General features: G+C 44.0%; 13 protein-coding genes. 9 read left to right on the top strand and 4 right to left on the bottom strand.

The window, feature by feature from the left end; genetic code table 11:
- The first annotated feature begins 264 nt into the window (after positions 1 to 264).
- The 3 genes from RMZ95_RS16765 to RMZ95_RS16755 all read left to right on the top strand — a co-directional run bounded on the left by RMZ95_RS16765 (position 265) and on the right by RMZ95_RS16755 (position 3160).
- The gene (locus RMZ95_RS16765; protein ID WP_322683574.1) at positions 265 to 2190 is read left to right on the top strand and encodes a DUF1565 domain-containing protein; all 1926 of its coding nucleotides are present in this window, start codon (positions 265 to 267) and stop codon (positions 2188 to 2190) included.
- Between the two features lie 308 nt (positions 2191 to 2498).
- Complete coding sequence (locus RMZ95_RS16760; protein WP_322683573.1) at positions 2499 to 2735, top strand: DUF2281 domain-containing protein; 237 nt, start codon at positions 2499 to 2501, stop codon at positions 2733 to 2735.
- A complete protein-coding gene (locus RMZ95_RS16755; protein WP_322683572.1) occupies positions 2735 to 3160 on the top strand; it encodes a type II toxin-antitoxin system VapC family toxin in 426 nt (141 codons plus the stop codon). Before RMZ95_RS16760 ends, RMZ95_RS16755 begins: the two co-directional genes overlap by 1 nt.
- Before the next feature lie 175 nt (positions 3161 to 3335).
- On the opposite strand, the gene RMZ95_RS16750 is transcribed toward RMZ95_RS16755, so the two are convergent.
- Positions 3336 to 3731: a putative toxin-antitoxin system toxin component, PIN family gene (locus RMZ95_RS16750; protein ID WP_322683571.1), complete on the bottom strand. Its 396-nt coding sequence runs from the start codon at positions 3729 to 3731 to the stop codon at positions 3336 to 3338.
- Positions 3732 to 3773: 42 nt separating this feature from the next.
- Positions 3774 to 3998, bottom strand: a complete 225-nt coding sequence (locus RMZ95_RS16745) for a hypothetical protein (RefSeq protein WP_322683570.1) — start codon at positions 3996 to 3998, stop codon at positions 3774 to 3776.
- Positions 3999 to 4113: 115 nt separating this feature from the next.
- Between RMZ95_RS16745 and RMZ95_RS16740 the strand changes: the two genes are divergently transcribed.
- Together RMZ95_RS16740 and RMZ95_RS16735 are read left to right on the top strand one after the other, a co-directional pair.
- Entirely contained in the window at positions 4114 to 4326 is a 213-nt protein-coding gene (locus tag RMZ95_RS16740) for a DUF6888 family protein (protein ID WP_409882839.1), read from the top strand.
- Positions 4323 to 4502: a DUF6887 family protein gene (locus RMZ95_RS16735; protein ID WP_100899738.1), complete on the top strand. Its 180-nt coding sequence runs from the start codon at positions 4323 to 4325 to the stop codon at positions 4500 to 4502. The genes RMZ95_RS16740 and RMZ95_RS16735 overlap by 4 nt, the downstream gene beginning before the upstream one ends.
- An 86-nt stretch (positions 4503 to 4588) precedes the next feature.
- On the opposite strand, the gene RMZ95_RS16730 is transcribed toward RMZ95_RS16735, so the two are convergent.
- Entirely contained in the window at positions 4589 to 4732 is a 144-nt protein-coding gene (locus RMZ95_RS16730; protein ID WP_322683569.1) for a hypothetical protein, read from the bottom strand.
- A 189-nt stretch (positions 4733 to 4921) separates the two neighbouring features.
- Here RMZ95_RS16730 and RMZ95_RS16725 point away from each other — a divergent pair, with 189 nt between their 5' ends.
- From RMZ95_RS16725 to RMZ95_RS16715, 3 genes are all read left to right on the top strand, one after another.
- The gene (locus RMZ95_RS16725; protein ID WP_409882836.1) at positions 4922 to 5554 is read left to right on the top strand and encodes a CHAT domain-containing protein; all 633 of its coding nucleotides are present in this window, start codon (positions 4922 to 4924) and stop codon (positions 5552 to 5554) included.
- A gap of 101 nt (positions 5555 to 5655) precedes the next feature.
- Positions 5656 to 8574, top strand: coding sequence for an NB-ARC domain-containing protein (locus RMZ95_RS16720; protein WP_409882834.1), 2919 nt, complete (start codon positions 5656 to 5658; stop codon positions 8572 to 8574).
- 652 nt (positions 8575 to 9226) lie between these two features.
- On the top strand, positions 9227 to 9640 hold the full coding sequence (locus RMZ95_RS16715; protein ID WP_322683566.1) for a hypothetical protein: 414 nt from the start codon (positions 9227 to 9229) through the stop codon (positions 9638 to 9640).
- Between the two features lie 140 nt (positions 9641 to 9780).
- Here the strand turns inward: RMZ95_RS16715 and RMZ95_RS16710 are convergent, their stop codons facing one another.
- Positions 9781 to 11010 carry a TetR family transcriptional regulator gene (locus tag RMZ95_RS16710; RefSeq protein ID WP_322683565.1) on the bottom strand — a complete coding sequence of 410 codons (1230 nt, stop codon included), beginning with the start codon at positions 11008 to 11010 and terminating at the stop codon, positions 9781 to 9783.
- A 172-nt stretch (positions 11011 to 11182) separates the two neighbouring features.
- On the opposite strand from RMZ95_RS16710, the gene RMZ95_RS16705 reads away from it, so the two are divergent.
- The gene (locus RMZ95_RS16705; protein ID WP_322683564.1) at positions 11183 to 12040 is read left to right on the top strand and encodes an acyl-CoA desaturase; all 858 of its coding nucleotides are present in this window, start codon (positions 11183 to 11185) and stop codon (positions 12038 to 12040) included.
- The last annotated feature ends 98 nt before the right edge of the window (positions 12041 to 12138 follow it).

Genomic DNA, 12138 nt, shown 5'->3' with positions numbered 1-12138 from the left:
GGAATAAAGCTGTACTGAGTTTTTTTCACGCAATCAAATATGAGTCCTATATATAGATAATAGATAAATGATATAGGCACAATTCATAAATTTTGCCCACAAATTATTTTGGGCAACGCACAATTAATTTCTGGAGATGTCTAATATCATTTATTACTATGTATTAAATATCGCCACTCGGTCAATATATGAGTAATATTATCGACATAATACTCTCTAGGGAGTATAAGAATTTATGATTACTTATAAGGAGTGGTGTTAAATATGATTCTACCTCGTATGTTTACTGAGTACCATAGAGTAGATGTTTTGTTTGCAAAGCTGAAGTTTCTGAAATCAGCAAGGCTTTTATTTTTTAGTTTTTCAGTATTATCTTTTATTCTAGGGATGGGGGCGGCAAGTATAGCGTTTCTGGGTATCAGCCAGGATAGTGCGTTAGCGCAGCTCGCCGTTGGCAAAGCCTCTCGTAGAGAAAGCATCGCTCAGATTCCATCGACACCAAATTCAGCGCCTCTGAATCAGAAAACACCTTCTCAAGCTAATGTGCTATTTGTCAATCCTGGTGTTGGAGATGACAAGGCAAGCAATGGCAGCGAATCCGCTCCTGTAAAAACTATTACCCATGCATTGCGATTAGCTAACGCCAATACTGTAATTATGCTCTCTACTGGCACTTATAGCGCCGAGACAGGAGAGGAATTTCCCTTAATATTGAAACCGGGTATTTCAATTCAAGGCAACCCCAGCAATCAAGGTAAGGAGATTATCATTCAGGGAGGCGGTGATTACCTGAGTCGAAGCTTTGGCGGCCAAAACGTCACAATTGTCGGGGCAAACCAAGCCTTGCTCACAGGGGTAACAGTGACGAACTCTAATCCTCGTGGTTACGGTTTATGGATTGAATCTAGCAATCCGGTAGTCGCAGAAAATACTTTTACTGGCAGTACTCAAGATGGAATTTCCGTCAGTGGTAATGCCGCACCTACCATTAGTAAGAATTACTTCGATCGCAATGGAGCCAATGGCATCACAATTGCTGGTAACTCTAGTCCGCAAGTGAAGGAAAATGTCTTTCAGCAAACAGGTTTTGGGATTAATATTGCTCAAAATGCTGCTCCTATAGTCATAGGTAATCAAATTCAAAACAATAGATCGGGAATTATCGTACAAGCAAATGCCCGCCCGATTTTGCGGAATAATTCTATTCAAGATAATAAAGAAGATGGTTTAGTCGCGCTCGCTCAAGCAATGCCAGATTTGGGTAGTGCATCCGAACCTGGAAATAATACATTTCAAAATAATGGCCGCCACGACATTAACGCCAGCGCCGCTAAACAGGTGATTTCTGCTGCTGGTAACAACCTTGTGAGCGATCGCATCACTGGTAAGGTAGATATTAACGGTACAACAGCACTAGCAACCCCAAATTCTCAACCAGTTCCCAACAACGTATTACGACAAATACCACCAAATGGAGAAATCACCTTCTCGGCTCCCGAAATCTCTGAAACTACTAATGGGCAAACCAGCAACAGCATTTCAGCAAATAATCCTGTTTCTGGGCAATTAAACAGTCAACTGCTGCCATTAATGCCAGCCAATAATGTACCGCCTTCCTTGCCTATATCCAAACAACCACCGACTTCTAGCGTCGCCGGATTTCCTACTCCTAGCAGCTTGTCAGGTAGACAAATACCAATTAACGCCCAGCCACCTGATACACCACAGTTAAATTACGTGCGGATCGATCCTAATACCATTGAGTTTACTGCCCCTGAGTCCCCATCCAATTCAGTTGCACAGCCACCAGTTGCAAGTATGAGGAATCAAACACAACAGCCATTACCAATACTAGAAACTGCTGCTCCTGGTGCTTCAGAACTTTTACCACTTCCCAATCCCAATATCCCCATTGTTAATACTCGCAATCTGCAAACAAGTTCTGCAAGTATTCCCTATGGTGGTAACTCTGCAACACAATTTGGTGTACGTTATCGCGTAGTAGTGCCACTTGCAACCGATCGGGATCGAGATTTAGTGCGATCGCTTGCTCCTGGTGCGTTTCTTACAGTTTGGGATGGTCAAAGAGTTATGCAAGCAGGAGTATTTAGCAGTGAATATAACGCTAAAGAAATGCTTAAAACACTCTCTACTAAAGGTTTAAGAGCCATTATGGAACCGTTGAATTAATTGGGTATGGGGCATTGGGCATAGAACGAAATACGGCTTAAAACCTTGCTTCTCTGCAAGATGTTACCGCAAACAGGGCTAATTTTTTCTTTTCTGTTCCTATTCTCTGTCCCTTATTCCCTATCTCTAGGAGTGATTCACCGAATCAAAGACGCTCGATAGCAAAGCGTTAGCGACGGAGGAGCGTCTGACTCGCTACCGCTTCTCTACGAGACGCTGCGCGTAGCTTGCTTCCCCGCAGGGGTACGCTATCAGATTGCTATATATTTATCATAATAAAATCATCACCCATTTTATATTTGATGGCAATGTCTCATTTGTGTGAGCAAATTTTACAAACAGTAGAAGCATTATCGGCAGAAGAGCAGCAACAGGTTTTGGACTTTGTAGAGTTTCTACGGACAAAACGTCACAAGCCAAGGACTATGGAATCTGAAATGTCTTCCCAATCGTTTTTTGAAGTTGCCCAGGCCGCAATTGGGGCAGGGGAAGGCCCCGGCGATCTTTCAACAAATCCAGACTATATGCATGGCTACGGTCAGTAATGCTCCATCAAGTGATTGTTGACACAGGTGTTTTGGTGGCTTTAATTGATCGACGCGATCGCTATCACATCTGGGTAACAGAGCAGTTGACCCAGATTGCGCCACCTTTGCTAACTTGTGAGGCTGTGATTTCAGAGGCCTGGTTTCTGTTGCAAAGGGTGAATAATGGTCGGGAAACGCTGCTTCAACTTCTGGCTCAACGGCAAGTCGTGATTCAATTTAATTTGGATGAGGAGTTGACAACAGTATTGGCACTGCTGACTTGCTATCAATCTGTGCCAGTCTCTTTGGCAGATGCGGAACTAGTAAGAATGGCAGAGCTTTATCCCAACAGTTTTATTTTCACTCTCGATAGTGATTTTCAAATTTATCGCAAGAATCGCGATCGCCCAATTCCTCTGCTCATTCCTCAGTCAGGAGTTTGAGAAAATTGGTAAAAAAGCAATGCACCTCAAAATGAAATCAATCGACTTGAGAGAGCGATCGCTTTCCTACTGTGGGGAGGCATCGCTTTTTTAGTCAAGGGGGCGATCGCCCTTAGGCATAAGTTGAATTAGCGATCGCGTTCTTGTTTTAGGGAGCGATCGGTGAAAGCATCCTTTATCCATCACCTTCATCTAGATATTTTAGGAAAGAATGAACACCCAGTAACTGAATGCTATAGCTTGCCATTACTGCTCTTAAATCATCATCAGCCCGCAAGTCATCATCCCCAGATACGATAATCCCCGCTTTGCCATCAATCGCTGTAGCCAACACAGGTAAATCTTTGGGATCTCGACAATTAGGCGGAACAGTTTTCAACTCAACCCATAAGGCGCGGTACTGCAACTGTTGTTCTAGGCGAATCGCCTGATTAGAGTCAATCCGCTCTCTTAAACGGGGGCGATTCCAAACAAGATGGAGTTCTTCCATGAGGGGTTGACTCATTACCAACTGGAATTTATCCTCATTAAATGCTGCCAAAATCGGCAATGTAACTCGCCCTTTCAGCAAAATGCTCTCTCCAAATGTTGGTGTCGATGACCACTCGCAACATCAGACCTGCTGGGATTGCTGACGCACAGCTTTAATTTCAGCCTTGATTTCATCATCTGTAATCTCATTTACGGGGGGTTCGGCATAAAGTTCTTGAATTAAAGCCGTCAAATCTGAACGTAAATCTATTTGAATCAAGGCTCTAGCGACTTTTGCTCGTTCGTCTGGCTGCAACTGTTGTACCGCCGTAATGAGTTGTTCCAAAGTAATTGGGATCGATACCATGTCAGTACCCATCATGATGGTTTCTTAAATTTTAGTGCGTTTGTGCGATCGCTATCAGTCCCAAGGAGAATTGACAACTTATATTTATTCGTTCGTTGCAGTAAGTTTGGTGAATATGAAGGTCAGATCCTTTTTATTCCTTTTTTTTATTGTCATTGGCGATCGCGAGTCAACCCCTTCCCTACGGGACGCTGCGCGAACGGGGAAGTCAAAAGTCAACGATATAGCATTGGTTAGATTTGATGAGAGGACAAGCCGAATCGTGATTTTGATAGGCGAAACCATCCAAGTAGAAATTCTTAGTAATGGGGAGAACATTATCCGATGACAGACTATTTAACTCTTAATGAGCAAGAATTAAGACAATATGTGATATCAAACCCCCAGGATGAGGAGGCATTTCAGCATTACCTCAGCATCATGAGAGCGAAACCGGGGGTAGTGGTCAGCACTCCAGAACAATTAGAGGCTGAGTTAAAACGGCGTATTAATCAAGCTAGTTAACATAAAACCCGTTACCGACATTCCAGTAACGGGGTTTTTTTAATTTAGCAGCTTGACTCAATGTGAATTTTGGGACTTGCCTTTATTCAGCAACGCCGATATTCTCGCGATCGCACACCCTTATATCTGCGCTGATTTGGCGACTTGCGTCTGGATACAGCAGGCTCAGTTTTTTCCGTTTTACTAACTTTCGGTGATTGGCGATCGCCTAAGATATCCAGGGCAGACAAATGACCGAACTCGACGGAACAAGGAGTAACGTTAACGTCAGTATGCTAGATTTTTATCGTTTTACCAACTTTCGGTTATTTGTTGGGTAAAAGCGCAGTCAGGTTAACGGCTCAAATCAGCGGTGGTAGATCGCCTTGGATTCTGCCCTAGCAGCTAGAGTCCCTCCCCTGTTTTAAATTGCTAGCCCTTTGCTGTATACTTTAAAGCAGCTACTCCCAACGTCAGCAATGACCATCAAAACCCAAAAAATTTTGATTTTGGCAGCAAATCCCAAGCAGACAGCACGTTTGCGTCTTGATGAAGAATTGCGTGATATTAAGGAAGGTTTGCAAAGGGCGCAAAATCGGGAGAATTTTGATCTGCGGTATGATTTGGCAGTACGTCCGAGAGATATTCGCCGCGCTATTTTGGACTATCGACCAAACATTATTCACTTTTCTGGGCATGGTGCAGGGGTACAAGGATTAGCTTTTGAAGATGAAACTGGAAACGAACAGCTAGTTACGGGAGAAGCATTAGCTGGACTTTTTGGACAGTTTTCTAATCAAGTAGAATGTGTGCTGTTGAATGCTTGCTACTCCGAAGTCCAAGCAAAAGCGATCGCCCAACACATCAATTATGTGATTGGCATGAACGATCAAATCCAAGATAAAGCGGCGATTGAATTTGTTGTGGGATTTTACGATGCACTTCTGGCTTACAATTCCGAATATGATTCTGGTTCGCCTGTAGAGTTTGCTTTTAATATTGCCCGGAATGCGATTGAGTTAGCTGGTGTGTCTGGCGAGTCGATTCCTGAAATTAAAAAAAAACCGCTTTAATTCCCTATCACCTACCTTTAGGCAATCTTACCAACGTCCCAGAATTACCGCCGCACTTTTTACTCCGTCCCGAACAACTTACGCCCTTAAAACATAAGGTATTGTCGCTAACAAAACAACCTGTGGGGATTACAGGAAAGAGTCGCCGTGTTGGTGTACAAGGAATGGGCGGAATTGGCAAAACAGTCTTAGCTACAGCACTGGCGCGGGATGAAGAAGTCAGAAAGGCGTTTCCTGATGGGGTGTTTTGGGTAACATTTGGACAAACACCCCAGATTTTAACTTGGCAATCCTATCTTGCCCAGGAATTTGGCGATAAGCAAGCGGCTTTTACCGAGATTGGATTGGCAAAAGCGCGTTTGCGGCAGTTGTTTGCAGATAAAGCTTGCTTGCTGATTTTGGATGATATTTGGTGTTTGGATGATGCGACGGCGTTTGATGTGTTAGGAGAACACTGTCAAATGTTAGTTACCACCCGTAATACAGCGATAGTTACGGGGTTAGGAGGGGAAGAATATCAGCTTGAGGTTTTAGATGAACAACAGGCGTTAGCACTTTTGGCAGATTGGGCAAATCAACCGGAGATCATTGACCCCACACAGCAAAATGATGTCATCTTACAGGTAGCCCAGGAATGTGGATATTTGCCCTTAGCATTGGCGATGGTAGGGGCGATGATGCGCTTTAAACCGCCAAATCGCTGGCAGAATATTTTAGAAAAACTACGTAGTGCTGATTTAGAGAAAGTCAAACAACAGTTTCCCGATTATCCTTATCCGAATTTACTCAAGGCAATTCAGGTGAGTGTGGAGGATATGTCTGAAAATTATCAACAGCGATATTTAGATTTTGCGGTCTTTCCTGAAGATACACCCATACCAGAGGCAGTTTTGCAGACTTTTTGGCAACCTTTGGGGTTAGATAAGTTTGATACCCAAGATGTGATTGATGAATTGGTGAGTAAATCTCTGGCTTTGCGGGATGAAGTCGGAAATTTGCGGTTGCATGACTTGCAGTTTGATTATGTCAGAAAGCAGCACGCTACCTTAGTAACCGAAAGTGAGGGGATAGGTTGTTTACACACTCGTCTATTAAATGCTTACAGCGAAAAATACCCCGAAGGCTGGCATAGTTTAGATAATGACGGCTATATCTGGCAAAATTTAGCCTATCACTTGCTGGCTGGCGGAAGTCCAAGGGAATTACAACAACTGCTGTGTGATTTTCGCTGGTTGCAGGCGAAGTTGGAGAACACTAATGTTAATGGTTTGATAGCAGATTATGATTTTTTACCGGAGGATGAGAATTTACAGTTAATTCAAGGTGCATTGCGATTGTCGGCACATTTTTTAAATCAAGATAAACAGCAATTGCCAGGTCAATTGTTAGGGCGGTTGCTGGGTTTTGAAAGTTCAGAAATTCAGGTATTGTTAACACAGGCGCAGGAATGCAAAACCCCAAGTTTACTTCCCCAAACAGCCAGCTTGGCTCCCCCTGGCGGTTCCTTAGTACGTATTCTAGAAGGTCATAGCTACTGGGTCAATACAGTTGCCCTCACCCCAGATGGCAAATACGTAATTTCTGGTTCCCGTGACAAAACCCTCAAAGTCTGGGATTGGCAAACTGGAGAACAACTGCGTACCCTAGTAGGTCATAGTGACTCGGTATATTCACTTGCCCTTACCCCAGATGGCAAGTACGTGATTTCTGGTTCCGTTGACAACACCCTCAAAGTCTGGGATTGGCAAACTGGAGAACAACTGCGTACCCTAGTAGGTCATAGTGACAGGGTATATTCACTCGCCCTTACCCCAGATGGCTTGTACGTAATCTCTGGTTCCCTTGACAAGACCCTCAAAGTCTGGGATTGGCAAATTGGAGAACAACTGCGTACCCTAGTAGGTCATAGTCTTTGGGTACATGCAGTTGCCCTCACCCCAGATGGCTTGTACGTGATTTCTGGTTCCGGTGACAACACTCTCAAAGTCTGGGATTGGCAAACTGGAGAACAACTGCATACCCTAGTAGGTCATAGTGACAAGGTAGAAGCACTCGCCCTCACCCCAGATGGCTTGTACGTGATTTCTGGCTCCCGTGATAATACCCTCAAAGTCTGGGATTGGCAAACTGGAGGACAACTGCATACCCTAGTAGGTCATAGTCTTTATGTAAATGCAGTTGCCCTCACCCCAGATGGCAAGTACGTGATTTCTGGTTCCGGTGACAAGACCCTCAAAGTCTGGGATTGTCAAACTGGAGAACAACTGCGTACCCTAGTAGGTCATAGTGACTCGGTAATTGCACTCACCGTCACCCCAAGTGGCAAGTACGTTATTTCTACTTCCCGTGACAAGACCCTCAAAGTCTGGGATTGGCAAACTGGAGAACAACTGCGTACCTTAGTAGGTCATAGTGACTCGGTAATTGCACTCACCGTCACCCCAAGTGGCAAGTACGTGATTTCTACTTCCCGTGACAAAACTCTCAAAGTCTGGGATTGGCAAACAGGAGAACAACTGCGTACCCTAGTAGTTCATAGTGACTCGGTAATTGCACTCACCGTCACCCCAGATGGCAAGTACGTGATTTCTGGTTCCGTTGACAAGACCCTCAAAGTCTGGGATTGGCAAACTGGAGAACAACTGCGTACCCTAGTAGGTCATAGTGACTCGGTAAATGCACTCGCCTTTACCCCAGATGACAAGTATGTGATTTCTACTTCCCGTGACAAGACCCTCAAAGTCTGGGATTGGCAAACAGGAGAACAACTGCGTACCTTAGTAGGTCATAGTCTTTGGGTAGATGCACTCACCGTCACCCCAAATGGCAAGTACGTGATTTCTGGTTCCTGGGACAAGACCCTCAAAGTCTGGAATTGGCAAACTGGGGAAGTAATTGCCAGTTTCGTAGGGGATGGGGCAATATTGTGCTGTGCTGTTGCGCCTGATGGAGCGAGAGTTGTTGCTGGGGAAGTATCAGGACAGGTGCATTTTTTGCGATTGCAAGGCACAAAAGAGTAATTCATAACTTGTAGTTGGGGTGAGTCAGCCAGCCTGACATTTGCGTCACTTACGGTGCGCTTCGCGCACCGCAAGCGCCATAGGCAGGCAAGAGACAAAAGGCACTCTTGCAAAAGAATTCTAGAAGATTAAGGTAAAGCTGAGTTTTTTTCACGCAATCAAATAGGACTCCTATAGTTGAATTATATTTATGATACTTTTGTGCGCGATCGCCTTCGCCGTAAATCGGGTTAAGGCAAAAAAACTCATCATCTAATACCTCAACACGACTTTGGAGTACCTCAAAACGACTTTCAGGTACCTCGAAACGACTTTCAGGTACCTTGAAACGACTTTTAAGTACCTCAAAACGACTTTCAGGTACCTTGAAACGACTTTCAGGTACCTCGAAACGACTTTTAAGTACCTCAAAACGACTTTCAGGTACCTTGAAACGACTTTCAGGTACCTTGAAACGACTTTCAGGTATCTGTTGCTTATTAAGTGTTACTTTTTTGACAAGTTTAATAAATACCTCAGTACAATCAACTAAAAATAATTAGGTCGCTCTTAGTTTGCTTTAATTTTTCCGAATTATCTCTCAGAGAAGTTTATTGTTGCATTGGCTAGAGTACATGCAGTAATCCTATAACTTCCTTCAGGAGCGCATTTTATGGCACGACTAAAACGCAGTTCACGTACTCTCGAAAACGCTCTCCGTCGAATTGCAGGAATGCGATCGATTAGCCCGACGCTAGAATTTGGCAACGGATTAAATTTGACAGACTACGACAGCCGCATCCAAAACTTGCAAACCCAGCTATCTACATACAACACTTTACTCTCTACCCTAGATGAAATGGCAGGTCGCCTCTCTCTAATTGAAGAAGAATTGCGCGGCTACTCTGAAAAGATGTTAATGAGTGTGGCAACCGATTATGGCAAAGACAGTTTGCAATATATCCAGGCGGGAGGCAAGCCACGCAAGAAATTATCACGCCGTTCGAGCAACACCCAATCCCCATCTGAGACTACAGCTACAACCTTGAATGGTGCAAACAATGGTAAAAGAACCTCTATTGTTTGATTTTAATTGTTTAACTGCATCTAATAAATTCTTAATTAAGAATTAGGAATTACGAACTTGTACTGAGCGTAGCCGAAGTATTACGAATTACGAATTATTCGCTCACTGGCTCTGCGTCAGAAAACACGACCTGATACTCCCTATCCTGGCTTATGATCCAAACGGGTAGCTTGCTCTAGGGCGGCTTTTTCTTTGGCTCGGCGGACATAAGGTTGTAATTGGGTGCGATCGCAACCTGTTAAAATAATCAGGTTTTCTAAGGTAATCCCCCGCATTAACATTTCTACGCGCCAGGTTTGTTGTGCCTGAGCGATCGCTGGCGCTTGTGCTTGGGGAGTTAACAATCTTTCACTCCATACTTGCCAACGTGTTTCAAGCTCTGATTCTGAGATGGGTGTGCCTGTATCATTCAAAAACATGGCTGTTTGAGCATCCTTACGACTTTTCAGCCATTTAATTAAAGGATTATTAGTAAAAGAACCGTAGCGTTTGCCCAAAATCCACTGATTCACGGGTACTTGACGGACAAATCCGGGGATTGTGATTTGCAGGAAGTGCCCTTGACTATCGTAAATTTGGTGCGATCGCTCCAAGCTAGTTATTTCTGTAGCGGATAATCCAGCCCCAAATAATACGTAAGCTAAGGCATAATCTCGTACTCCAAATTTCCTGGCCTGTTGCAGAATTTCGTGAACCAAACTAGCTGGTAAATCAGCTATTTCTGTGGTGGTGAATCCTCCTTGTAAGGAGTTTATTGCTGATTCTGTTGAAGATGACATGGCTCCATGTAAAAACAACTCCACCAAATTTTCCAGAAAGTCGTCCCGATCCTCCCAAAGTTCGTGAAATTCGCTGGTGAACTCAATTACTGCATATCCCAAAATCATCCCATTCAGCAAACTGGCTAATTTTTCTGCGGGTAAATAAGTATTTAGGTGTCCTTGCTGGATTACAGTAGCTAAATACTGAGCTACATAACGGTTTGCTTCTGTGACTCCCCTGCCTAGTGCGCGGCGATTTTCTGCCGGGAATTGGTCGGCTTCACCTACCACAGATCGGACAAACTCTGGTACTCGTTCTAATGCATGTAAGCTATCACTTGCATAATCTTTCAGAGCTTGGTAGACATTGCCGGGAGGTGTTGCCCGCCGCACCAGCGACTCACCTAAATCCTTAAAGGCTGCGGACTCTTCCAGTACAGCTAAAAGTAATCCATGCTTATTGCCAAAATTCCGAAATAGAGTCACTTCATTGACCTCGGCTTTTTCAGCAATTTGGCGGGTTGTGGTAGCGCTAACTCCCTGAGCAGAAAACAACTCAAGTGCAGCTTGAATCAGGCGTTGACGAGTGGAAATAAGTTGAGATGACATAAAGAAATGCAAGTGGCACTTGCAGGGGTATCAGAGTTCTGCTAGCATAACAAATGTAAGTGATACTTGCTTTACTCTACTGTAACTAACTAGTGAGAGGTTGGATAAATCCTTAGTGGGATTATGCCCAATAAAAAGTAAATCACTGCATCATCCATCAACAGGAATTTTTATGACCGCAAATTTTGGGGCGTTCGCTCCTGAGAGAGGCAACTCACCTCAACTCAGTTGGACAAATGTAGTATTTTTTACTACATTTCATGCCTTAGCACTTCTGTCTCCTTGGTTTTTCTCCTGGCCAGCATTAGGTTTGCTAGTGTTTCTCCACTGGTTGTTCGGGAGTATTGGTATTTGCCTGGGATATCACCGACTACTGAGCCATAAAAGTTTCCAAGTTCCTAAGTGGTTAGAGTATGCGATCGCCCTGATTGGAGCGCTGGCTTTACAAGGCGGGCCAATTTTTTGGGTAGGTGGACACCGCCAACATCACGCCCACACAGAAGATATCAATTTAGACCCCTACTCTGCCCAAAGAGGCTTTTGGTGGAGCCATATATTGTGGATTTTCTACCCACGTCCAGAATTTTTTGACTATGACACTTATAAAAAATATGCCCCTGACTTAGCCAAACAACCCTTTTATTGTTGGCTAGATCGTTACTTCTTGCTATTGCAAATACCCTTCGGTTTGCTGCTTTATGCATTAGGAGGATGGTCTTTTGTATTCTACGGAGTGTTTCTCAGATGTGTCTTGCTTTGGCATTCAACCTGGTTTGTAAATTCAGCATCACACCTGTGGGGTTATCGCACCTTTGATGCCAACGATGGCGCTCGTAATCTTTGGTGGGTATCCCTCGTCACTTATGGAGAAGGCTGGCACAACAACCATCATACTTATCCCCACATGGCGAAATCTGGGTTCTCTTGGTGGGAAATTGATGTTACTTGGTGGAGCATCTTAGTGTTGCAGACTTTGGGTTTAGCTAAAAAAGTTGTCTCGCGTCCTCCTCAAGGTGCAACTCACGGCTAAATTGCAACTAAACGATCGTGAATTTGTTTGTTATGCCGATTGCTTCTTGCAGTCGGCTTACTAATTTTTATCAGTAGTGTTTCACGGTAAAATCTAAC

Origin of the sequence: Nostoc sp. DedQUE07 (genome assembly GCF_034530975.2) — a bacterium.
Lineage (GTDB): Bacteria > Cyanobacteriota > Cyanobacteriia > Cyanobacteriales > Nostocaceae > Nostoc.
This window is presented reverse-complemented; position numbering and strand designations above follow the sequence as displayed.

What these genes read in the sequence shown, in the direction of transcription:
- RMZ95_RS16765 (WP_322683574.1), top strand. Translation starts at nt 265, where the DNA reads ATGATTCTACCTCGTATGTTTACTGAGTACCATAGAGTAGATGTTTTG.
- RMZ95_RS16760 (WP_322683573.1), top strand. Translation starts at nt 2,499, where the DNA reads ATGTCTCATTTGTGTGAGCAAATTTTACAAACAGTAGAAGCATTATCG.
- RMZ95_RS16755 (WP_322683572.1), top strand. Translation starts at nt 2,735, where the DNA reads ATGCTCCATCAAGTGATTGTTGACACAGGTGTTTTGGTGGCTTTAATT.
- RMZ95_RS16745 (WP_322683570.1), bottom strand. Translation starts at nt 3,998, where the DNA reads ATGGTATCGATCCCAATTACTTTGGAACAACTCATTACGGCGGTACAA.
- RMZ95_RS16740 (WP_409882839.1), top strand. Translation starts at nt 4,114, where the DNA reads ATGAAGGTCAGATCCTTTTTATTCCTTTTTTTTATTGTCATTGGCGAT.
- RMZ95_RS16735 (WP_100899738.1), top strand. Translation starts at nt 4,323, where the DNA reads ATGACAGACTATTTAACTCTTAATGAGCAAGAATTAAGACAATATGTG.
- RMZ95_RS16715 (WP_322683566.1), top strand. Translation starts at nt 9,227, where the DNA reads ATGGCACGACTAAAACGCAGTTCACGTACTCTCGAAAACGCTCTCCGT.
- RMZ95_RS16710 (WP_322683565.1), bottom strand. Translation starts at nt 11,010, where the DNA reads ATGTCATCTCAACTTATTTCCACTCGTCAACGCCTGATTCAAGCTGCA.
- RMZ95_RS16705 (WP_322683564.1), top strand. Translation starts at nt 11,183, where the DNA reads ATGACCGCAAATTTTGGGGCGTTCGCTCCTGAGAGAGGCAACTCACCT.